Raw genomic sequence first — 23463 nt, 5'->3', positions numbered from 1 at the left:
TGGTCTTGGCCGGGCCCTCGGTGGTGGAGGTCGACGAAGCGGACGGTGTCGACGGGCAGAAGCATGGCCTGCGGGGCGACGGGGCGGGTGATGCGACGCGCGTTGGCCGGTCGGAGACCTGATGACCTGTCAGGATGCGAACCATCGGGCCAGGGGCCCGCTTCGCACCGCTGCAGGTCGATGGAGGCACTGACATGGTTGATGGAATCCGTGACGAGAGCGAGTCCGGCGTGCCGGGAGCGGCAACGGTGGCGCGCCGCAGCATCCTCCGGGTGCACGGCAATCGTCGCTCAGCTCGCTGTAACGGGCGCGTTGAGAGCAGATGAGACAGTCCGTCTGGCGGTGCCTTGGCAGGTGCGTTTCGTGGGGGTTGCCCACAGGCACTGACAGGTCGACGGGGAGCACGGTGAGACCTGAGATGGAATACCGTCGCATCCCGCCCCAACCATCCTGTGGCCGACTGCTCACCCGCTCATCTCAGCGGCGGCCTCAGTCCTCCACCCCCGAGCCGGGAGCCGCGTTGACCACCACACTGATCATGCGTGGCCGTGCGGGGCGTTGTGGTGCCGCCGTTGTCAGCGCGGCTCTCCAGTTCCTCGCCGCAGCCTTCCCCGCGCCGGGTTCCGCCACCGCGGTGGCATCCGGACACGGGGGCATGTCGGCGGTCATCCGCTACACCGAGTACGGGATCCCGCACATTGTGGCCCGCGACCACGCCGGACTGGGTTTCGGCAGCGGCTGGGCACAAGCCCGCGACCACGTCTGCGCCCTCGCAGATGCCTTCCTCACCGTACGGGGCGAGCGCTCCCGCTGGTTCGGGCCGGACCCCGCGCCCGACCCGCAGGGCTCGTTCGCCAGCAGCAATCTCGCCAGCGATCTGTACTACCGCGGGGTGCGCGACGCCGGCACCGTCGAGCAGCTGCGCGCGATCCCCGCTCCCGCCGGCCCCAGCCGTGCGGTGACCGACCTGGGCCGCGGCTGGGCGGCGGGATACAACGCCTGGCTGCGCCGCAACCTGGTCACCGACCCGGCCTGCGCCGGCGCGGACTGGGTCGGGCCAGTGACCGACATCGACGTCTCGGCACTCGACCACTCCCTCGCCGTCCTCCTCGGTCAGGGCCGTGGAATCAACGGCATCACCGCTGCCCGACCGCCGGACCTCGCTGGTGATCCGGCCGTCCAGGAGGCCGAAGCCGCCCACGCCTTCGCGCCCGCGGTCCCCGCCCTCAGGGGGACGACCGGCAGACCCCTCACCGCCCGGCCCGCGGACCCGGGTTCCAACGCCGTGGCCTTCCACGGCTCCACCACGAACAACGGCCGCGGACTTCTGCTCGGCAACCCCCACTTCCCGTGGCACGGCACGCACCGCTTCTGGCAGTCGCAGCAGACCATCCCGGGCGAACTGAACGTCATGGGCGCCTCCCTGCTCAACACCACGAACGTGTCGATCGGATACAACGCCGACATCGCCTGGAGCCACACCGTCGCCACCGGCGTCCCGATGAACCTCTACGAACTCACGTTGGACCCCGCCGACCCCACCGCATACCTCGTGGACGGCCACCCTGAACGAATGACCCCGCGCACCGTCACCGTCCCCGTCAAGGACAGCGCGCCGGTCACCCGCACACAGTGGTGGACCCGCTGGGGCCCCGTCCTCACCACGCTCGACACCACCGGCCCGCTGCCCTGGACCCGCACCACCGCCTACGCCCTCAACGACCCCAACGCCGCCAACCCGCGCGGCCCCGACACCTCGCTCGCCCTCTCCCGAGCACACAGCACCGACGAGGCTCTGACCGCGCTGAACCGCACCCAGGGCCTCGCCTGGGCCAACACCGTCGCGGCCGACGCCGCCGGACACACTCTCTTCGCCCAGTCCCAGGTCCTGCCGCACATCACGGACGACCTCGACCGGCGCTGCTCCACCCCGCTGGGCGCGGCCCTCTACCCCGCCACCGGGCTCGCCGTCCTCGACGGCTCCCGCTCGCACTGCTCCCCGGGCACCGACCCCCACGCACTCCAGCCCGGCATCTTCGGCCCCGGCGCGCTGCCCACGCTCCAGGACACCCCCTACGTCGAGAACTCCAACGACAGCGCCTGGCTCACCAACACCGACCACCCGCTCACCAAGTACGAGCGGGTCTTCGGCACCATCGGCGCGCCGCGGTCACTACGCACCCGCGGCGCGCTCCACGACGTCTCCGCCCTGGCCGCCCAGGGCCACCTGCGCGTCCAGGACCTCCAACACCACCAGTTCGCCGACCACTCACCCGCGGGCGACCTCGCCGCCACCGGTCTCGCGGCGGCATGCCGAGCCCCGGCGAAGGACCCGGGCGAAGAGGGAGACGGGGTCGGCGACACGGCGGCAAGCATCGCCGAGGCCTGCCGCGTCCTCGCGAACTGGGACCGCACGGTGAACACCGACAGCCGAGGCGCCCCACTCTTCGACCGCTTCTGGCGCAGGCTCACCGCCGAAGCCCGGCCGGAGGAACTCTGGACCGTGCCCTTCTCCCCCGCCGACCCCCTCCACACCCCGCGCGGCCTGAACCCCGCGTCACCGGCCGTCCCCCGGGCGCTGGAGGGCGCTGTCGCCGACCTGCGCGCCGCCGGACTCGCACCGGACGCCCGATGGAGCCAGGCTCAGTTCGTCGTCCGCGCCGGCGCCCGAATCCCGATCCCCGGCGGTACGGCGGAACTCGGCGTCTGGAATGTCATCGAGGCACTGTGGGACCCCGCAGGCGGCGGCTACCACGACGTGCAGTCCGGCACCAGCTACCTCCAGGCAGTCGGCTGGAACGACGGCCCATGCCCAGAGGCGAAGACCCTGCTCGCCTACTCCCAGTCCTCCGACGCCACATCCCCCCACCACGCCGATCGGACCGCGCTCTACGCAACCGGGCAGTGGGTCTCCCCACCCTTCTGCGAGAACGACATCCGGCACTCACCCGAACTGCAGGTCGTCACCGTCGCCGAACGGGACTGACTGTCCCGGGAACGGCTTCCAGCCGCCTGCAGCGGGTTGACCGCGTACACCGTGCAGCCGGCGGGGTTCTCACCGAGAATCATCAGGTCAGGGCTTCGAGACCACACTGGTGATCGCATGGTGGTCGCAGCCTGCCAGCCTTGCCCGGCTCGGTAGCCTCCGCAGCCGATCAAGGAGTCTGGAACACAGGAGGCAGACCAAGGTGCGCAGTTCGGGGCGGCGGCGGGGCAGGGTCTACCGCCGGTGCGGATGCCGTGACACGGCCCGGCGCCCGCGTCGCCCAAGGCCCATCGATGCCACTCGAACTGCCCGGAATCACGATCCGTAACTGACACGCACCCAGCCACACGGCCCGTCACCATAACTCGCGCCACGGGCCCAACAGCCAGGCCCAAATCGAACCGCTCAGGCTTCGACAACGAACGAGGCCTCAATCACCCGACGAACACGCTCAGTTACTACAATCAGGCAGACAAAAGGCCCACAACGGGCATACAGGGATGCGGCGATACACCGAAAACACCCCCGAAGCGACGCGAACGAGCATTCACGACCACACTGCGACCCCCAAAACATAAAGGCCGCCCCTACCATTCGGTAGGAACGGCCTCCGACCTGCGTAAACGCTGGTCGGGACGACAGGATTTGAACCTGCGACCCCTTGACCCCCAGCTCGGGGCCCTAGGCTTGTTTTTTGGTCAACCACCCTGGGGTAAAAGTGAGTTGTGACTTTCCGGCGGAAGCGGTGGCACGGAGAGCTGACGGTGGCTCAGTGTTTACTTTGTGCAGAAATGTCCGTTTCGGACCATCGGCGCCCATAGGCGCTCATCAGGTGTGGTCCCAAAGTAGTCCCCAGGCCGAGCGCCCCGCCACAGCTACTTCCCGTGATCGAGACCTGTCGGCCCTTCAGCGAGTGGCGCCGCGCCTGCCCGACCGCCCCTGCGTCGATGCCGCCAGTCGGCCCACGGAGCCGGCGCCTGCGGGCGGATCACGGTCGCTTACCCACCGGTTGCGGATCGTGATCTTCCGGGCGGTGTGTCGTCTTGAGCGTGTCTTCGCCGTGTGGTTCTGACGTGCTTCGCGCACCGCCCCGCACGCTCTGCCGCCACACCCGACACGGCAGCCACTCTTGCCCCGGAAGCACCACCCAGTCCGAGAGAGGGGGAAGCTCATGGGACAGCGTGCGCGGCGTGGCCGGGTCTACCGGCGGTGTGGTTGTTCGGACGGGCACGGAAAGCAGTTGGGTCCGTGGTGCGTGCGGTTGTTGGAGGAGGCGGGTCACGGGTCGTGGACGTACTGCGTCGACCTGGCCCCCGAGGACGGGAAGCGGAATGCCTGCCGGCGCGGTGGGTTCGCCACTCGCGCGGAGGCAGCCCGGGAGATGAAGGCGGTGCTGAACGGTGAGCTGCGTGGCGTCTACGAGGACCGGCGCGTCACGGTGGCGAGCTTCCTGCGGGGGTGGCTGGCGGCGAAGAAGGAGGAGCTCGCGCCGAACACCTACGCCGGCTACGCGGACTGCGTCGAACGCGACCTGATCCCCGCCTTCGGCCACTACCGGCTGCCCGACCTGCGGCCGAAGCAGATCGACGCCTGGGTGAGCGCCCAGCAGAAGGCCGGCCGCGGCCGGGTCACGATCTACCGGGTCGTGGCCACTCTGCGCAACGCCCTCAACCACGCCGTGCGCTCGTGGCGGCTGCGCTACAACCCGGCCAAGCACTCCGTCCCGCCCAAGCCCCGAGCCGCCGAACGCACCTGCTGGAACCCCGACGAGGCGGCCGCGTTCCTGCGCCACAACGCCGCACACTACGCCGACCGGCTCACCGACCTCTTCGAGGTCATGCTCGGCACCGGCATGCGCCGCGGCGAGATCCTCGCCCTGCACTGGTCCGACGTCCACCTCATGGACCGCAAGCTCTACGTCCGCTGGACCCTGGCCGCCGTCAACAACAGCGAGATCCATTTCGGCGAGCCCAAGACCGAGGCCAGCCGAGCCTGGATCAGCCTCTCCCCCAGAGTCATGGCCGCTCTCCACCGCCAGGCCGCCCTCCAGATGGCCGCCCACCCCAACGGCAGGCTCGAAGGCCTGGTCTTCGCCAAGCCGGACGGCTCACCCCTGCGCCCGCAGTGGCTCCTCGACCGACTCCGCAAACGCACCACCGAAGCCGGCCTCCCCAAGATCGGCCTGCACGATCTCCGGCACACCGCCGCCAGCATCATGATCGCCGAAGACATCCCCGTCGCCGTCGTCTCCAAGACCATGCGCCACTCCACCCTCGCCATCACCATCAACCTCTACGGCCGCCTCCTCAAAGATTCCGCCGACGAAGCCGTCAAGGCCCTCTCCACCGCCCTCGACCGAGCCGACGCCCACCACGTCGTTGACGGCCCCACCCGCGCACTGCGGTTCGTCGCGTAGGCGATCACAGCCTCGGCCGCCATCACTCCCGCCCACAGGCAGCGGGTATCGGCTGGTGGCGGCCTGCCCTCGTCCTTCCGCGTCACCCTCAAGAACTGGAGACAGCATGACGCCGACCGCCGCCACATCTGGGACCGCGCGCGCCAAGACGGAGGAGCCCACCGTCTTTCTGCCGGAGGGCGACTGTCCCGGCGGTGACATCGAGCACGCAGCTCTCAAGGCCGGTATCCTCGCCGGCCCCGAGGACGGCGGCCCATGCGTCTGGATCGATCTCGGCGATACCGGCATGAGCAGCAGCTACACGCGCGATGCCGACCGGGTTCGGAAGTTCGCCTCGGATCTCCGTATCTTCGCCACCGCGGTCGACACGATCGCAGCCGAACTCGCCGAACTCCAGGCGGAGGCAAGCAGGCCAGCATCGTCAGGGTGCCTTGGGGCAGCAGTAGGCCGAGGGCGGGTGCAGGGCTAGCCAGCTTGGGCGGACCGGGCTCGGAGCAGCAGCTCCTGGACGCGCTGGCGCCACCGGCGAGAGTCCTCGCTGAAGGAGCGGTCGTCAGCGGCGGGGTCCCATTTCTCGAGTTCCAGGAGCTGCTCCACCAGCTGGCCGAGGCGGCCCGGATCGTACCCGCCCCAGCCGGGGGCCAACTGTTGCGCGATGTCGTGGAGCCGGTGGGCGGCACGGTAGTGGGCGAGCTGGGTGTCCGTCAGGCGGCGGATCGCATAGCCGCCGCATTTGCTGCACCAGTCGAACTTCGTGTCACCGAGCAGGTCGGCGATGGTGAGCAGGTCGTCGTCTGCAGCGACACCGCGTTCGCGGACATGGGAGCAGAACGGCGAGTGCCCTTTGCCCCGGTAGCGGGGGTCGGCGTTGACCGCGTAGACCTCGGCCTGCGCGAGGAGTCCCAGCGGGATGCCGCTCCCGCTGCGTTTCCAGGTGCTGTCGTCGGGTGCTTCGAACGGTTCGAGGTCCAAGTCCTGGCCGTGGGCGAGGAGTCCGTGCCACACCGCGCTGGGAAGGCTGCGCGAACGCCCGGCCCGGTCGCGCCCGGAGTCCAGACTGCGCAGGTCGGGCACGCCGCGGGCCGCCGCGAGCAGCCTCAGGTTGAACTCCCGTGCCCAGGGTTTGTCGCCGAAGACCAGCCAGGCGGCGTGCTCGGCGCCGACGGCCAGGCCCAGCCGCTCGCCGAACAGCGGGTCGTCGGCTTCGCGCATCCGTTCCCGCCACATGGCGGAGGGCTCCTGGGGACGATGGCCGATCGCCTGGGACCAGGGCTCGATCAGTGCCGCGGGCAGGTCGGCGGAGCTGGCGACGAGGACACCTCGCCAGCCACGGGCCGCACGCCGCTCAAGTTCCTTGAAGGGCAGGACCTCCGTTCCGGCGTCGGTGGAGAACACGGTGTACAGCTGGTCCTCGGCACGGGGCGCGGTGCTGAGCAGCCGCAGGTGCTCCGCGGTAAGGGGGCGGCGCTGGTGCACCGGGCTGTCGTCGAACACCCCCGGGCCCAGGGCACTCGCTTCGTCGGCAACCGTCGGGACTCGGGGAGGCTCGGGCTCGCACCGCACGAGCGCGGTGCGGGCCAGGAGTTGGTCGACGACCAGCTGGGGTGCGCGGAAAGTGAGCCTGCGCCGGCCCCAGTCGGCACTGGTCAGGAAGGTGAGCAGGACGCCGATCGTCCAGTTGTCGAGGCCGCCCAGCAGCTTCCGCTCACGCTGCTGCGAGTAGGGGTCCTCATCCCGGGGTTCCTGCAGGTGTGCGGTCAGCGCCACCATCACACCCGGGTCCGAGATATGGGCGACCCGGCGTGCCTCCTCCTCCCAGGAAGCCAGCAGCCGGCCTGCCGCACGGCAGGCTTCGCCGTACCCCTTGCGCCGTGAATTGATTCCCCCGATCGCCTGATACGCGACCAGGTGGTCGCCCGGCAGTCCCCATGCGTCCGCCGCTGCCCCCTGCCAGCGGGACCACATCGACCGCAGCCGGCCGGCGACCTCCTTGCGGTCGCCGATGGCGCTGAACGCGGCGTCATCCGTGGGGAGTTCCGGCATCTCCAGGCTCGCGGCCGCTGCTGCTTCCACCAGTGCGGCCGCATCGACGAACAGTCCCGCTCGTTCGCGCAGCGCCTGGAGGTACTCCTCCTTCAGTGCCACCTTCGGCCGCGCCCAGTCGGTGAGCCAGGGGAACTTCGCGACAACACTCTCGGCGAGATAAAGGCTGTCCACAGCGTCACGCCACCTGGACAGCACCAGATCCCGGAGGCGCTCCGCGTCGTCGCGGGCATCCCTGCCCTCGCCGTAGGTCTCGTCCTCCTCGGAAAGCGGCTCGGCGCGCAGAACCTCCGCGGCGCCTTCTGCTTCCTTCTGCGTCACCTCGTCGTCCGGATCCGCCTCCGTGTACTCCTGCAGCTGGGAGAGCAGCCCGTGGGAGCCGCCGAGCGCGCGCAGGAAGAGACCGGCACCGCTGTCCGGACGGTCCCAGTCCCCGTGATGTGCGCAGGCGGAGCACATACGGGCGATCGTCGCGGCGTTCAGCGGCGCCTCGGAGGCCACCGCTCCGTCCGCGCGAAGCCGGGGGCATCGCAGGTGTGCGTGCAGTTTGGAGGCTCTGCCCTTCGCCGCGAAGACAGGGACGAGATGGCCGTCGAACGGGCCGAGCGGAACGTCAGCGGTCAGCAGTCAGCACAGAGTCGCGCCCGTAACTCCCCTATCAGTCTCGACCGGTGAGCATATCCGGCAGCACGGACACCGGCCCCGCGAGCGCGCGTTCCGGGCGAACCGCACCACAACGGAGCGCGTCCGTGGTACCCCGGCACGCTCGCTCCGAAGAGAAGCCAATCCAGCGTCGCGCGTCGTCCGGCTCCCGCTCCTCGTCGCCGCGAGATCGACGGGCTCGGTAGGCCGCAGAGCGGCGACCGCCTTCGACCTCCTGCTGCTCCTCAATCCCATCGGGATCGGGAGCAGCCGCTGCGGGCCGACCGGGATGAGACTCATGGACGGATCTACGCTCTGCCCGATCCGGTCTTGTGGGACCAGCCTCTGTACGAGGCTGTGCCAACGGGTAGTCGCCATGCCCTGGTGCCAACAGGAGCACCAATAAGTTACTCGAACAAAAAAGCGATAAGAAATTCCGAACGAAACTCATACGAGCAGATTGACGGTGCGGCATGCTTGGACAATTCTGCAGGTCTGCACGAGTTTCGAGCATGTCTGCGTCAATCAAGGGCGAGGGGTGCCTGCTTGCTTACCGGTATCTCGATCCGCAACTTCCGGGCATTTCGCAGCTTCGAGCTTGGGTTCGATCCCACGGTGAACATCCTCGTGGGCGACAACGACGCTGGTAAGTCAACGATCCTGGAAGCCATCGGGCTCGCTCTGACCGGTCGACTCCGAGGCCGGGTCTTCTCGCAGGAACTGTCGCCCTTCCTGTTCCACCAGGGGGCAGTGAAGGACTACCTCCACGCGCTCCGGAACGGCGCCGTCGATGCCCGGCCACCGGAGATCATCATCGACCTCTTCCTCGCGGACACACCCGAGTCCGCAGCGCTCCGAGGCACGAACAACCTGCGCAAGGCCGACCATGCCGGGGTCCGCATCCGGGCCTACCTGAACCCCGACTTCGCCCCGGAGTACGAGGAGTTCATCAAGGACCCCAGCCAGGTGCAGCTGATTCCCACCGAGTACTACCGGGTGGACTGGCTGGGATTCTCAGGAAACGGCATCACCTTCCGCAGCGTGCCGGCCACCGCGTCCTTGATCGATGCTTCGAACATCCAACTCCAGAGCGGCGTCGACTACTACCTCAACCGCATCATCAGCCAGAACCTGGAAGCCGGTCAGCGGGTCGGCCTCACCCGGGCGTACCGCAACCTGCAGCAGGAGTTCACCAACGACGACGCGATCCGCAAGATCAACGAGGAGCTGCGGGGCGCCCCCCGGGAGGTCAGCGATCGGGAGCTGACCCTCGGCATCGACCTGTCGCACAGGGCCAGTTGGGAGAACAGCCTGGTCCCGCACCTGGACGAATTGCCGTTCCAGTACGTGGGCAAGGGCGAGCAGAGCACACTGAAGATCCTGCTCGCACTCAACAAGCAGGTCACTGACGCCCACATCCTGCTCGTCGAGGAGCCGGAGAACCACCTGTCCTTCCCGAACCTCGGCAGGCTGGTGAAGAAGATCGGCGACAAGTGTGCCGGCAAGCAGGTTTTCATCACGACCCACAGCTCGTTCGTCCTGAACAAACTCGGCCTGGACAACCTGGTCCTGCTGACGGCCGACGGCGGGTTCCGGCTCGACCAGCTGTCCTCAGACACCCGGGACTACTTCAGGAAGCTCTCCGGCTACGACACCCTGCGCGTGGTCCTCGCCCGCCGGTCGATCCTGGTGGAGGGGCCGTCCGACGAATTGGTGGTCCAGCGCGCCTACCTGGACCGGCACGGCCGCCTGCCGAGCGAGGACGGCGTCGACGTCATCAACATCCGGGGTCTGTCGTTCAAGCGGTTCCTGGACATCGCCGCGCTCCTGCCCCGGAACCAGGTGGCGGTGGTGACCGACAACGACGGCAAGGACGCGGCCGCCGTGCGGGGGAAGTACGCCGCGTACACGAGCAAACCGAACATCAAGGTCTATGTCGGCGAGGACAAGGCTTTCAAGACATTGGAACCGCAGCTCCTCAACGCCAACAACCTCGTCCTGCTGAACCGAGTGCTCGGGACGACCTTCAGCAGCTCGCAGGACCTGCTGGACTACATGAAGAACAAGAAAACGACGGTGGCCCTGGCCATCTTCGACGGCGAAACCATCACCATGCCGGAGTACATCCGTGACGCCGTCGCCTGACAACCTCGCAGTGATCGCGGCTGCCGGATCGCGCAAGACCCAGCAGATCGTGGACAGCGTCCTGGCAGACCGGACGAAACGCGTCCTGGTGACCACGTACACCACCGAGAACCTGGGCCAGATCACCGCCCGACTCAGCACCGCTGCAGGCACTCTGCCCGTTTACGTCACCGCAATGGGCTGGTTCACCTTCCTGCTCAACGAGTGCGCCCGGCCCTACCAGGCAGCCGTCCTCGACGAAGTGGGACTGATCCGCGGACTGGACTTCGTGGCGGCCCGCCCCAGGTACGCACCGCGGGCCATAGCGCAGCAGTTCTACATGGACCGCCACCACGACATGTTCCGTGACGGTCTCTCGGACTTCGCTGTCCGAGCGAACACCGCCACCTGCGGCAAGGTCGTAGCACGCCTCGCGGCCATGTTCGATCACATCTACATCGACGAGGTCCAGGACCTTGTCGGCCACGACCTCGAACTGCTGGACCTGCTGTTCCGGTCGCCGATCGGCATCACCCTGGTGGGCGACCCCAGGCAGTTCACCTACGCGACCAACAACTCGGCCAAGAACAAGGCGTACAAGGGCGGAGGCATAGTCGATTGGCTGAGGAAAAGGGCCGACTACTGCACCCTGGAGACACGCTCCGAGAGCTACCGCTGCAACCAGCTGATCTGCGACTTCGCCGACGGCCTGTTCCCCGAGCTCGAACCGACGGTCTCAAAGAACACCGAGACCACCGGCCACGACGGGGTCTTCGAGATCAAGCCCCACGAAGTACACGAGTATGCCCGCCGGTACTCACCGACGGTGCTGCGCTACGACAAGCGCGCCGACACGCTCGGGCTGGCCGCGATGAACATCGGGCTGTCGAAGGGAAGCACCTTCGAACGCATCCTGCTCTTCCCCACCAAGCCCATGATCAAATACTTGCGGACTCGCAACCCTGCTGAAGCCGGCAGCCGCGAGAAGCTGTACGTGGCGGTCACCCGGGCGAAACACAGTGTCGCCTTCGTGGTGCCCTGACCGTAGGGCCAGGCAACCGGCATTGTCGCGCCCTGGGACTCCGCACACGCCGCCCCGGCACCTTCGAGCGCGCCTCACCCGCTCCCACATGGAGGTGGCCGGCGAACTCGCCGCCGTCGGCTACCCGGCTGAGCGGGCCTCCAAGGAGATCCCGTCGCGCTCAGGACGGCGACCATCAGCCCGGTTCCGCCTTCATGATCCGAGAGGTTATTCGACGAGGGCGTTCCAGGTGGTTTCGCTCACGTGGCGCGGCACCTGGGTGGCGATGGTGTCGCCGCCGCCCGCGGTGACGAGTTCGGCGCACACCGGGCGGCGTTGTCCGTCTCGGCGCGGCTCACGACCCGTGGCGGGCTGGGAGCCGGACGGGAGGTGGTGCGCTTGGCCAGGATCCAGGGTGTCCTCAGTGGCTGTGCGGGCCTCGCTCCCGAAGAGCGGCGGTTCACTGTGGAACCGGGCCGACGGAACCTTCGGCCCGCCAGCCCGGGGACTGATCGGTGGGTCGCGGGCCGACGGGGAGCTCTGGCTTCTGATGGCAGCGGCTTCCTGAACGAGAAAGCTGTCGGGCCCCGCATGACGCGGAGCCCGACATCATTTCACTTCATCACTGGCGGCCATTTGTCGAAATTCGGGGACGAGCTCGGAGCGGCAGCCTCAACCAGCGCCTGCATGTCGCGCGTCAGTGCGAGCCAGTAACGGTCGAACTCCGCGAGCGAGTGCATGATCTGCACTGCCACCTCCTCCTGGAGACCGAGATCCCCGAGCGGGTCTCTCACATTGAGTACCGATTGATATCGATCGAGAGGAATCCCGAAATCCTCCTCGTAATCATTGTCCATCTCCAGCTCGAGAATTACGCGACCACACTTTCCCCCGTATTCGAAAAACTCACTTTCGAGCCGCCGCAGCCTAGTCCCAATTGCGGCCGAGATGTCGGCCACGACGTCACGACTCGGCAGAGCTGGCCGAATGAAGAGATAGTGATAGCTGCTCATCTTTCCTCCTCTAGGGCCAGGTGATGTCGAATCCGTCGCCGAGGATACGGATTTGATTCAACCTGTCCTGACCATTGGCACCCAGGAATCGTCCTATCCCCCTACGGGCCTCCTCCTCAGACAAGCCGGAATCCCGAGCATCGATAAATACATCCCTAGCCTGCCCCTTCGCCTTATTGAGGTCGTTCTTCACAGTGTTGTTTGTCGCCCCGGGCTTCAAGCTCTTAAACTCCGTCAGGACCCCGTCGACCTCTGCGTCGCCCATGCGCTGGCCATCTACTTTGGACTCCGCCAGGGACTTGACGTTCTTTCCTTCGGACAGGAGCTTGTCTGCGACTCTCCGCTCCTGAGGGTTGAAGATCTTCTCGGTCTGGTCGAGTGTCCCACTGCCTGGTGGGCAGTCAGCGGCGTCGGCTCGAGCTCCGCCCCCTGCAGTGCTCGCTTCACCACTGCGGGTTCCCCCGCTCGTTCCTCCGTTGTCCTTCTGGTCCTCCTCGCGGAAGGCCTGGCCGAAGGAGTCGGCGAAGCGGGTGACTCCGTTGGCGGTGATGGCGGCGCCGACTGCGGTGGTTGCGGCGCCCACGCCGGCGAGTACGCAGCCGAGGCCGAGGGTGGGCAGGCAGCCGACGGAGCCGAGTCCGGTGAGGTCGAGTCCGAGTTGGGTGGCCGCGGCCCCGAAGAGGGTTTCGGCGACTCCGACGGCGACGTCGGGATGCATGAGGGCGTCGCCGACGGTGCCAAGGCAGTCGAGGAAGCCGTCGCACAGGCCGCTGGGGTCGGTCAGGTAGGTGGGTGCGTTGTGGGCGTAGACGTAGTCGGCGGTGTAGGGCGTGTCGGGGCGGAGTTGGATGGGGTCGCGGGTGGTGAAGCGGCCGGTGGAGGTGTCGTACCGGCGGGCCCTGAGGTTGAGGAGTTTGTCCGTGGGGTCGGTGTATTCGCCGGTGTAGCCGAACGCCGGGACGGGGGTGTTGGGCACGGTGGTGGTGGTGCTGCGTGCGCCGAAGGTGTCGTAGCTGTGGCGGACCTGCCGGGTGCCGTTGGTGTCGGTGATGTCGGTGACGGAGTTGAGCCAGTCGTGGTGGTTGTAGGAGGTGCCGGCGTTGGTGTGCTGGCTCATGAGGAGGCCGCCGGGGCCGTAGGTGTAGTCGCCGATCAGTGTGCCGTCGGCGCCGGTCTCGCTCGCCAGGCGTGGGAGCGTGTCGTTGATGTCCCACTGGAGGGTGCGTGCGAGGGTGCCGTTCTGGTTCGTGGTGACGCGGTTGCCGGCGTTGTCGTGGGTGTAGGTGTAGATGTCGGAGCCGATGCGCTCGGTCTTGACGTGGCCGGTGGCGTCGTAGGTGTTGGAGACGGATCCGGCGGCGCTGATCGGGTCCCTGGTGCCGGTGGACCACAGGGTGTTGGCGTTGGCGTCGTGGACGACGACGTCGGCGTCGGCCTGCACCCGGAGGTACGAGCCGGGGCCGGCACTGGTCTGTGTGCTCCACAGGACGGTGCCCGCCGTGTCGCGGACGACGAAGTTGCCGTCGTTCTGCAGCGTGGCGCTCGCGCCGGGGTGTCCGCCGGTCCCTGATATCCAGAGGGCCTGTCCGGAGGCGATGGAGTAGAGGACGAGGTTTCCGTCGGTCTGCATGGCCAGCCGCACGCTGGTCGAGGAGAGCGAGGCACCGGAGGCAATCACCCCACCGGTGGGCAGGACGGGGTTGGCGCTAGTGGTCTCGGCGTTGGCGTCCCGCGTGTTGGTGGACCACTGGGCCTGGCCGTTCGCGTTGTAGATGACGACGTTGGCATCGGCCTGCACCCGGAGGTAGGAGTTGGCGCGACTGAAATTCTGAGACGACCACACGGGCGCGCCCATCAGATTGCGCACGACGAGGCTGCCGTCGACCTGCAGTTTGGCCGTCGCGCCCGGGTGTCCGCCGGTTCCCGTCGACCATAGGACCTGTCCGGAGGCGATCGAGGACAGGGCGAGGTTCCCGTCGGCCTGCATGGTCAGCCGCACACTGGCCGAGGAGAGCGAGGCACCGGAGGCGATCACCGTCTCCATGGGCAGGGTGACACTGGTGGGGGCGGTTTGCGTGGACGTAGTGTTGCCGTCGGCGTCGTAGGTGTACGTGGTCGTCGTCGATCCGGTGCGCGCCTGGGTGAGCTGGCCGACATTGTCGTAGGAGTACGAGGTGATCGTGGAGCCGCTGGTCCGGCTGGTGCGGTTGCCGGTCTTGTCGTAGGTGTAGGCCTGTTCGGAGCCCGGTAGGCACCCGGCGCTGGTGGAGGGGACGGAGCAGCCGGTCAGGATCCGGCCGGCGGGGTCGTAGTTGTAGGTCTGGGTGCCGTTGGGCAGGCCGGAGCGCACGGTGTCGATCTTGACCGGGCGGGCGGCTGCGTCGCGGGTGAGGTTCCAGGAGGAGAGGGTGTTGCCGGCCTTGGTGCTGGCGATGCCGGCGAGGTGGCCGGCGCGGTCGTAGGTGCGGTTCTCGCTGTACCCGTTGGTGGTGGGCAGAACGGTGCTGGTGAGGCGGCCGGCCGGGTCGTAGCCGAAGGTGGTGGTGGCTCCCCCGGCGGTGAGGGACACAGGGCGTCCGGAGGGGTCGTAGGTGGTGGTGGCCTTCCAGCCGTCCGGGTACTGGCGGCTGGTGAGGTGTCCGGCCGCGTCGTAGGTGTAGCTGAATCCGGAGGTGCCCGCGGGTGTGGAGGCGGTGAGGAGGCGGCCGTCCGGGTCGTAGGTGAGGGCGCGGGTGCCGGTGGCGTCCGTGATGCCGGTGCGGCGCGCTGCCGCGTCGTAGGTGTAGGCGAGGGCGGGGGTGCCGTCGGAGTAGGTGGTCCCGGTGGTCAGTCCGCGGGCGTCGTAGGTGGTGGTCGAGGTGGTTCCGCGCGCGTTCACGACGGACGTGCGGTTGCCGTCCTCGTCGTACCCGTACGTCGTTGTGCGGTTGCGCGGGTCCCGCACCGAGGTGAGGCGCCCGGCGGGGTCGTAGCCGTAGCGGGTGATGATGCCGTTGCCGTCGGTGCGCGAGGTCCGGTTGCCGGCGTAGTCGAAGATGTAGGTGGTGGCCGCGCCGGCCGGGTCGGTGACCTTGGTGAGGCGGCCCGCCTGGTCGTAGGCGCGCATCGTCCTGGCGCCGAGGGGGTCGGTGAGGTCCGTGATCCGGTTGAGCGGGTCGTAGGTCGCCGTGTTGGTGTTCCCCAGCGGGTCCTTGACGGTTGTGAGGTTCCCGGCCGGGTCGTAGCCGTAGACGGTGCGGTAGTTGGCGGGGTCGGCGCCCTGGGCGTTGCCGCGGGGGTCGGTCGAGGTGGCGAGCTGCCCGTTCGGGCCGTAGGTGGAGGTGCTCTTGCCTCCGGTCGGGGTGACGGCGGAGGTGCGGTGGCCGTCCGCGTCGTAGCCGTAGGTCGTGGTGTTGCCCAGTGGGTCGGTGACCGCGGTCGGCAGGCCGCGCGGGTCGTAGGTGCTGCCGGTCTTCGCGCCGGTCGGGTCGGTGACGGCGGTGACCCGGCCGTCCGGGTCGTAGGCGGTGGTGACCGCGTTGCCGAGCGGGTCGGTGACAGTGACCGGACGGTCGAGGGCGTCGAACGCGGTCCTGGTGACGGCGCCGGTCGGGTCGGTCGTGCTGGTCCGGTTTCCGGCCACGTCGTACCCGTACGTGGTGGTGAACGCCGCCGCGCTCGCGCCGGGGGCGTTGCCCCGCGCGGTGGTGGTGGTGAGCTGCCGGTCGGCGGCGTCGTGGGTGAAGGTGGTCCTCGCCCCGGTCGGGTCCGTGGCGCTCAGCAGGTTGCTGTTGCCGTCGTAGGTGTAGGAGGCCTTGTTGCCCGCCGGGTCGGTCACGGTCAGCAGGTTGTCGGTGCCGTCGTAGGTGTAGGCGGTCGTGTTGCCCGCCGGGTCGGTCGTCGATGTGCGGTTGCCGACGGCGTCGTAGGTGTAGGACGTGCGGGCCCCGAGGGGATCGGTGGCCGAGGTGGTGCGCCCGGCCGCGTCGTAGGTGTAGGTGGTGGTGAACTTCGCGGGATCGCCCCCGGCGGCGTTGCCGCGCGGGTCCGTCCTGGTGCGCACGTGGTCGTAGGCGTCGTAGGTGAGGGTCGTCACCCCGCCGGCGGGGTCGGTGGTGGAGGTGAGCCGGCCGAGGGTGTCGTAGCCGTAGGTGGTGGCGCGGCCGGCGGCGGTGGTCTCCGACGCGAGTTGCCCCTTGGCGGTGTAGGTGTAGGTGCTCCTACTGCCGGCGGGGTCCGTCACACTGACCGGACGGCCCGCGGTGTCGTAGGTGTAGGTGGTCCTGGCGCCGCCCGGTGCGGTGTGCGAGCTCAGGTTGCCGTCGTTGTCGTAGGTCCAGGACTCCGAGGAACCGTCCGGCAGGGTCCGGCCCGTCACGTGTCCCAGCGCGTCGTAGGACGTGCGGGTCTCGTGCAGCAACGGGTCGGTGACCCGGTCCGGGCGCAGGCTGCTGTCGTAGCCGTAATAGGTCGACTTCCCGAAGGGATCGATCCTTGAATAGAGCTGGCCACCCACGTACATGTCGGTCCGGATGCCGCCGTTGGCGTCGGTGTAGCTGGTGTAGCTGCTGACGCCTGTGGATCCGACGAAGCTGCTGGTCCGGCCGTTGGCATCGGTCTGCTGGGTCACGAAGCCGTTGGCGTCGTAGACGGTGTTCATGACGGCGCGGCCCGCGGCGTCGGTGATGCCGGTCAGCAGGTTGCCGGCGTCGTAGTGGTACTGGGTGGTGGTGCCGTCCAGTGCGGTGACCGAGGTCAGGAGACCGGCGGTGTAGCCGTAGTCGACCGAGCGGCCGTCTGCCAGCGTGACCTTGGTGAGCCGGGAGGTGCCGGCGTCGACGGAGAGCGTCACCGTGCGGCCCACGGCGTCCGTGACGGTGCTCGGGTAGGTGCTGGTACCCGCGTAGGCGAACGTGAGACCCAGGCCGGAGCGGTCGAGCCACGTGGTCAGGCGCCCGGTCCGGTCGAACGTCATGACCTGCTTGTCCAGAGTGACCAGCCGGTACCCGCTCGTGGAGTCGCCGGAGAGCCGGGAACGCACACCGTTGCGCGGTGTCAGCTTGCCATCCGCATCCCGGTCGAAGTAGACCGTCGACCCGTTCTCCATCGTGACGCCGACTGTGGCTCCTTGGTCCCGTAGCGCCGCGGAATAGGGGAACGACCACCCTGGTCCAAGAATCGAGGTGGTGGCTTTGTTGTCCGAGGAGTAGGTCCGGCCCAAGGCGAAGGAGATGCCGGGTGCCGTGATCGCAGCATCCGTGGTGTGCTCGTTCAGCGCCCGGTTCAGCGTGTTCACCGGGTCAGCGACGAACGCCTGGTAGGAAGGACGCCCGGACGAGTCCTGGCAGATGCAACCGACCGTCTCCTCGGGAGCTACAGCCCTTCCCGGCTTGAACGACGGGTACGCCGGGGTCTGCACCTCTTCGGTCCAGTTGGTGGCGCAACTCCAGTCCCACTCAGTTCTCGGCGATGAAGTCGGAGTGTACGAAATAGCAATCCTGGCGTAATAGAGCGTTTCCTCTTTGACGTTCTCCGGGCCACTCGAGGCATTGAATACGTTCATGCGGACCTCACCCGAGGCCCATCCGAAAGGCATGCAAAACTCGGTCAGCTTCTGACCGTCGGACGCCCGGTGAACGGTCGCGTGGAACGCGGTGTACTGACCCGCGTTCCAGCCCCCGCCGGATACTACGGACCACGTGGTTCCCGACCAGAACGGCGCGTAGGGCAGGGAAGCAGGGCCGTCCCGCCAACTGGTCGGCGGCCACGCACTCGCCGCTGTTCCGGCTGCAGTCGCCTCAGCGGACTGCTTCCCTGCGGGTGCCGACGGCGGAGCGATCGTCGAAACACCGCCCACCTGGGTCTCGACACTCCCCTCGGAGGCTGAAAGGTCCGCGACCTGGCGTGTACGCTCCTCGGCCGTCATCGGCTTCACCGCAACAGGCGACGCCGCACCCCGCGCCGATTCCGAGCCGGTCGACGTCGGCCGCCCCGACGCGGCCTGCACCGGAGCAGCCAGCCCGGCACTTAGTAAGAGAAAAGCTACAACCATGACCAAAGCATTCCGGAACCATCGCATCCAGATACCCCTCCCCAAGGCGCGTAACCCGATGATCGGGTGCGGACGGTTCATTTCTAGCCCAAGGCTCCATGATCGTTCCATGATTTCGGAGACCACCAGCTGGACCCGCTCGCACTCGAACCCAAAACCGTCGCTCTTCTACGGACGCCGAAAATTTGGATAAGTGTCAGCATTTTTCCACACCCGCACCGCTGAAGCGGAGGAATTCATTGCCTTTATCGACCCGGCTACGCAGGTCCGAGGGTCCGTCGGACTGCGGGGCAGCCGGCGAGCCGCCGGACCACCTGTGAAGACGCCTACGAACGCCCACCACCGCCAACTGGCCCACCGGCCGGACCGACCCCGGCGTCGAGGCCAAGTGGAACTCAACGGTCCGCAGAACGCCCTGGCCGACCGGGCGCGAAGGAACTCCTCCCGCCTCCGGCGCACGATCAGGGGCACCGCGCTGGGCCCGCCCCTGCCGACTACGAGCACAAGGAGCAGATCTCACAGTGAGGCGGCCAGGCTTGAAGCCCTGCGGCAGTTCAAACGAAGTCCTGGACGCGATCACACGGATCGTCGCCGACCCTGCCCCGGAACCGGTGGAAGCCGTGTTCGAGGGCCTCCTGGGCGTTCACGGTGCGGGACCCAGAGTCCCTGATCGCCCTGGTCTGCGCCGTCCTCGGCGCGGTGATGAGCCACTTCGACCTCGACGAGGCCGACCCCGAGGCGATCCTGGCCGCCCTGCGCGAGCGGACGCTCAACCGGCTCTGACGCGCCGACACGGGGACGGACCACCGGCCAGCAACGACCTACGAGGGGCCGGTGCGGGCCCGTCGCCCCGTGCTGCGGACGGGCACCGGGCGGCGCGCCGGCCCGCGCAGGCGCCCGGCGACGGGTGGCCGATCCCGCCGGGCCCGACAGAGGAATGTCAGGTGAGGGTGAGGGACAGTTCCTTGAGGGCGCGTACGGAGAGGTTGTCGTGCCGGCGGGGTGGTTGGGCGAGGGGGATGGAAGTGGAGCGGGCGAGTAGAGCGGTGAAGGCGATCTCGGCTCCCAGGCGGGCGAGGGCGGCGCCGGGGCAGGTGTGGATCCAGTCGCCGAAGGCCAGGTACCCGGTGGGCGCGCGATGGATGTCGAACCGCTCCGGGTCGGGAAACGGGGCGAAGTCGTGGTTGGCGGCGCCCGTCAGGAGGAACATCAACTCCCCTTTTCGGATCCTCTTGTCAGGCAGCTCGAAGTCGGCGGCCGCCATCCGGGACAGGCGCTGCACGGGGGCCTCGATGCGCAGCATCTCCTCGATCGCGGCGGGAATCAGGTGCGGCTGCTCGCGCAGGGTCTGGGCCTGGTCGGGGTGGCGGGCGAGGAGGAGCAGGCCGTTGCCGAGGAGGTTGGTGGTGGTCTCGAAGCCGGCGAAGACCATCATCATGCAAGTGGCGGCGAACGCTGTCGGTGGTGGCGCCCGGCGGGGTGAGGAGGGTGGCGATCAGGTCTTCGCGGGGTTCGTGGCGGTGGTCGGCGATGATCCGGTGGAGGTATTCGCTCGCCTCGGTGAGGGTGTCCATGGCCTGTGCGGCGGTGGCCAGGCAGGTGGCGGGCGGGGTGCTGTCGACGGTAACGCCCCCGGAAGACGGGAGGCGAAGGACCCGTCGACGGGGCGCGTTCACCAGCCGGGCTGCGGCCCGCGAGATGGCCTCGGTGCTGGACGGTGAGCTGCGCGGGGTCTACGAGAACCGCCGTACCAGCGTCACAAGCTACCTGCGCGAATGGCTCGCCACGAGAAAGCCGCACCTCGCGCCGAACACGTACGCCGGCTACGCCGTGTGCGTCGAGCGCGGCCTCGTCCCCGCCTTCGGCCACCTCCGGCTCTTCGACCTGCGCCCGGAACACATCGACGACTGGGTCACCACCCAGCTGGGGGCCGAGCGCGGGCGCGTCGCCCCCGCCCGGGTGCGGCGGGGGTTTCGCAACATCCGCCCGACCGCCGCGAGGCTGTCGCATAACCCCAGCGCGCCCGCCGTCAAGGGCTGTGCTTCGTCTGCTGGCGAAAGAGTTTGTTGAGGTTGTGCACGGTGTCAAGGAGCTTGATCTCGGCGTCCACGGCGTCGGTCCCGCGGTAGTGAAGTTGGCGCCCGAATCTCTGGAACAACTGGGCGAAGCCTGGCTCCACCAGGGCGGCTCGTTGCTTGTAGAGGCTTTGGCCCGTCGGGCTGGCCAGTCGAGCGGCCATGTCGCGCTGGCCGGCGGGGATGGCCTCGCTCGGCGGCGGCTCGCCGTCGCCGGGGTGCGTGTCGTTCTTCAGCGCGACGAGTAGTGGCAGGCCGGCGAGGGCTTCGAAGTTCGACGTGGAGGCATATCCGCTGTCTGCGAGCCATGCCCGCACCTCGTCGGTGATGCCGGCCGACCGGCAGTTCTCCTGCGTCCTTCCCACCATCGGGACCAGCGCCGTCATGTCGGATGGGTTGTCCTGCAGCTCGATCGCGAGCAGGAACTGGCCGCGCGCGCAGACGATCTGCAGGTTGAAGCCCTGAAGGTAGCCGCCGCGCTTGTGTGGCATCAGGCTGGAGTCGGGATCGCTGAGCGAGGCCCGTGCCGCCGGGGACGGAACCGGGCGGGGATTGCGGGCGCGTTCCAGACCGGCGCGGGCCGTGGCCAGCCGGGCGCGCTGGCGCACGATGACCGTCTTGACGTCCAGCGCGACCGGGGGGCGGCCGTTCGCGGCGCGGTGTCCCGCAGCCCGGTCCTGGACGGTCCGTTCGGCGTACTCGTTCAGACGCGCCTGGTGCGCGGCCATCTCCGTGCCCAGGCGTTTCTCCGCGCGGGCGACGATGCGCTCGGCTGCTTCCACCTTGATCTTGATCTCCCCGGCTGAGGGCAGGGCGCGCTGGTGGAGTTGCTCCATGGCCGCCCGGGCCCGCAGAATCCGGTCGCTCAGGCGCGACAGCTGTCCGAGCGAGGTGTCCGCAGCCTGTCGCTCGACAGGTGCCGGGACCTCGTCGGTCTCGGCCGCCCGGGCGTGGGCAAGGGCGTCCTGCACCATCTGGTCGAGTTCGGCCTCGCCGTCGCGGATGATCGCCTCCAGGCGTTCCAGGCTCCGGTTCGACTCACGTCCCGCGTTTGCCTCCATTGGAGAGCCGTCCACGGCCACCGCCGAGAGATCCACCAGCCCCCGCTGCCCGCACAACGCGAGGACCTGCACGAACAGTGCTTTCAGGGATAGGCGGTGACGGCGTATGAAGCGGGCCACCGTCGCGTGATCGACCCTTCGGTTGCCCGTGATGATCCGGCAGCCCACATCATCGAGGCAGGCCTGCTCGATCCGCCGCGAAGCGCGGACTCCCTTGCTGTAGCAGTACAGCACCAGCGCCAGCAGCACTCCGGGCGGATACGCCGCGCGCCCCTGCCCGTCAGAGCGATAGCCGGCCATGAACGCGGACAGATCCACCTCTCCGACAGCGTCCAAGACCTTCCAGCACAGATGCTCCGGCGGTAGCCACTCCCGCACGTCCTGCGGGAGGAGAAATGCGCGATCCAGGTCACAAGCGATGAAGTTGAACCCCACGTGACAGAGACTTCGACCCACCTGCCTGCCCAAAACTCGAACACCGACTTGCTCTTGACGGCGGGCGTGCTGGGGTTATGCGACAGCCTCCGGCCTGCCCGGCAGCCGCACCAAAACCGTCCCGGCCAGGCCCGGGACGGCCTCCCGGCTCGAAGAACAAGCACCGGGCCCCACACCACAACGTCGGCAAGACGGCCAAACGAGCAGACTCGATCAAGGAACATCAAGGCCGACGAGGATAAACGCCAAGCTGAGAGCTGGCGATTTTAGCTCAAATTCCTCTACGCCAAGTCATTCTGATGAACCATCGCTCGAATGAGTGAGGACTGTCGGTGGGGGCTGCTTCGATGCGAACTGTCCGAGAGATTCCTGCACAAGGAGGGTTCCATGGAGGCGTTGTACGAGCGGCTGGCCGAGGCGGCGGGCGGGCTTGCGGTGGACGGTGCGATCCGGGTGACGGCCCGGTACGAGCCGGTGGCGGGTGTCGGAACGCCGGTGTCACCGCCGACCGTGAAGGTCACCCGGACCGTCCGCGACCTGGCGACAGGCAAGGAGAGGGAGGTCGACGGGCCGGGCCAGTTGTTCGAGGACCGGTGGGTCGGGCAGGAGTCCGCGGGGGTGGTGCTGCTGGACCAGCGGCAGTCGCAGGCGAACCGGTGCGAGACTGCTCTGTTGGAGGCGGTCGACCAGGGCGATGTGCTGCTGCCACACCTGGCGCTGCACGTGAGCGCCGAGGGCCGGGTGCTTCGGATGACGAACCTGGACGCCCCGCACCGTTCCCGTGACGCCTACTTCCGGGACGCGCTGGACGAGTCCGGAGCGAAGTTCGACGACACGGTTGTGGGGCGAGCGCTGCGCGACACGGGAACCGGTGACGTGCGTGCCTTCCTGGAGTCGGCGCCCTCGGACCTGGTGTACGGGCTGTGGGATTCGCACCGCAAGCGTCGGGTGCAGTTGAAGGTGCCGCGCGCCTACACCTCGGAGATGGTGGGGCTGCGTCCGTTGTCCGGGGTGAGGGCGGCGGGGCGTTTCGACATGTGGAACTTCCCCGGCGACAACGTGGAGATGACCGCCGACGGGTGGAGGCCGGTCGACGGAACGGGGAAGAAGGGCAAGGGGAAGACACTCAAGGCGTCCGCGGTCGGGCACGGCATGATTCCGCCGGTCGCTGGGATGGGCGGGGTGACGGTGCAGGCGATCGAGCGGAACGCGTCACTGGCCTTGGCCGGTCTGAGGGCGCTGCGCTTCGGCGACGCGCCGAAGGAGTACGTGCGGGCGGCGAGGGCGCTGTTGGCGGCACTGGCACTGTTGGGGGACCGGCTGGCGTTCGCGGCGCCGGCGGTGCGGCTGCGGTCGGGCTGCGACCTGCTGCTGGTGTCGGAGCGGATCGAGTGGGTCGGCCGCGGGCGTGAGGGCGTCGCGGTGACGGAGCCGCTGGAGCTTGAGACGGCGGTACAGGCCCTGGAACTGTTCGAGTTCGCGCGTGTCCGGGCCGAGGAGGCGGGCCTCAAGTGGTCGACGAAGCCGGTGCGGCTGCGGCCGAACGCGCAGGTGCAGGAGGCGATCGAGCGCTCCTTCCGCCTGGAGGGCATCGGCGAGGCGGAAGGCGAGTAGAG

At 68.4% G+C, this 23463-nt stretch carries 13 protein-coding genes; 8 read left to right on the top strand and 5 right to left on the bottom strand.

The features are described 5' to 3' along the window. Positions 1–538: 538 nt before the first annotated feature. From SM793_RS04180 to SM793_RS04170, 3 genes are all read left to right on the top strand, one after another. Positions 539–2986, top strand: coding sequence for a penicillin acylase family protein (locus tag SM793_RS04180; RefSeq protein ID WP_320436695.1), 2448 nt, complete (start codon positions 539–541; stop codon positions 2984–2986). Positions 2987–4367: 1381 nt separating this feature from the next. Continuing rightward, the gene (xerC, locus tag SM793_RS04175; protein WP_320436608.1) at positions 4368–5402 is read left to right on the top strand and encodes a tyrosine recombinase XerC; all 1035 of its coding nucleotides are present in this window, start codon (positions 4368–4370) and stop codon (positions 5400–5402) included. 106 nt (positions 5403–5508) lie between these two features. Beyond that, a complete protein-coding gene (locus SM793_RS04170; RefSeq protein ID WP_320436607.1) occupies positions 5509–5871 on the top strand; it encodes a hypothetical protein in 363 nt (120 codons plus the stop codon). Here SM793_RS04170 and SM793_RS04165 read toward each other — a convergent pair. After that, positions 5868–7946, bottom strand: coding sequence for a hypothetical protein (locus tag SM793_RS04165; RefSeq protein WP_320436606.1), 2079 nt, complete (start codon positions 7944–7946; stop codon positions 5868–5870). The two genes, SM793_RS04170 and SM793_RS04165, sit on opposite strands and share 4 nt — an antisense overlap. A gap of 687 nt (positions 7947–8633) precedes the next feature. On the opposite strand from SM793_RS04165, the gene SM793_RS04160 reads away from it, so the two are divergent. Continuing rightward, entirely contained in the window at positions 8634–10232 is a 1599-nt protein-coding gene (locus SM793_RS04160; RefSeq protein ID WP_320436605.1) for an ATP-dependent nuclease, read from the top strand. Continuing rightward, complete coding sequence (locus SM793_RS04155) at positions 10216–11253, top strand: UvrD-helicase domain-containing protein (RefSeq protein ID WP_320436604.1); 1038 nt, start codon at positions 10216–10218, stop codon at positions 11251–11253. The genes SM793_RS04160 and SM793_RS04155 overlap by 17 nt, the downstream gene beginning before the upstream one ends. Before the next feature lie 593 nt (positions 11254–11846). Here SM793_RS04155 and SM793_RS04150 read toward each other — a convergent pair. Further along, positions 11847–12245, bottom strand: a complete 399-nt coding sequence (locus tag SM793_RS04150; protein WP_320436603.1) for a hypothetical protein — start codon at positions 12243–12245, stop codon at positions 11847–11849. A gap of 10 nt (positions 12246–12255) precedes the next feature. After that, positions 12256–17787 carry an RHS repeat-associated core domain-containing protein gene (locus SM793_RS04145; RefSeq protein ID WP_320436694.1) on the bottom strand — a complete coding sequence of 1844 codons (5532 nt, stop codon included), beginning with the start codon at positions 17785–17787 and terminating at the stop codon, positions 12256–12258. Between the two features lie 1137 nt (positions 17788–18924). Between SM793_RS04145 and SM793_RS04140 the strand changes: the two genes are divergently transcribed. Then, complete coding sequence (locus tag SM793_RS04140; protein ID WP_320436602.1) at positions 18925–19059, top strand: hypothetical protein; 135 nt, start codon at positions 18925–18927, stop codon at positions 19057–19059. 157 nt (positions 19060–19216) lie between these two features. Here the strand turns inward: SM793_RS04140 and SM793_RS04135 are convergent, their stop codons facing one another. Continuing rightward, positions 19217–19714: a cytochrome P450 gene (locus SM793_RS04135; RefSeq protein ID WP_320436601.1), complete on the bottom strand. Its 498-nt coding sequence runs from the start codon at positions 19712–19714 to the stop codon at positions 19217–19219. A gap of 260 nt (positions 19715–19974) precedes the next feature. Between SM793_RS04135 and SM793_RS04130 the strand changes: the two genes are divergently transcribed. Further along, entirely contained in the window at positions 19975–20346 is a 372-nt protein-coding gene (locus SM793_RS04130; RefSeq protein ID WP_320436600.1) for an N-terminal phage integrase SAM-like domain-containing protein, read from the top strand. Here the strand turns inward: SM793_RS04130 and SM793_RS04125 are convergent. Next, positions 20306–21847: a transposase gene (locus SM793_RS04125; RefSeq protein WP_320436599.1), complete on the bottom strand. Its 1542-nt coding sequence runs from the start codon at positions 21845–21847 to the stop codon at positions 20306–20308. The two genes, SM793_RS04130 and SM793_RS04125, sit on opposite strands and share 41 nt — an antisense overlap. 387 nt (positions 21848–22234) lie before the next feature. Between SM793_RS04125 and cas7u the strand changes: the two genes are divergently transcribed. Then, entirely contained in the window at positions 22235–23461 is a 1227-nt protein-coding gene (gene cas7u / locus SM793_RS04115; protein ID WP_320436598.1) for a type I-U CRISPR-associated RAMP protein Csb1/Cas7u, read from the top strand. The last annotated feature ends 2 nt before the right edge of the window (positions 23462–23463 follow it).

Origin of the sequence: Kitasatospora purpeofusca, assembly GCF_034043715.1 — a bacterium.
GTDB classification, from domain to species: domain Bacteria; phylum Actinomycetota; class Actinomycetes; order Streptomycetales; family Streptomycetaceae; genus Kitasatospora; species Kitasatospora purpeofusca_A.
This window is presented reverse-complemented; position numbering and strand designations above follow the sequence as displayed.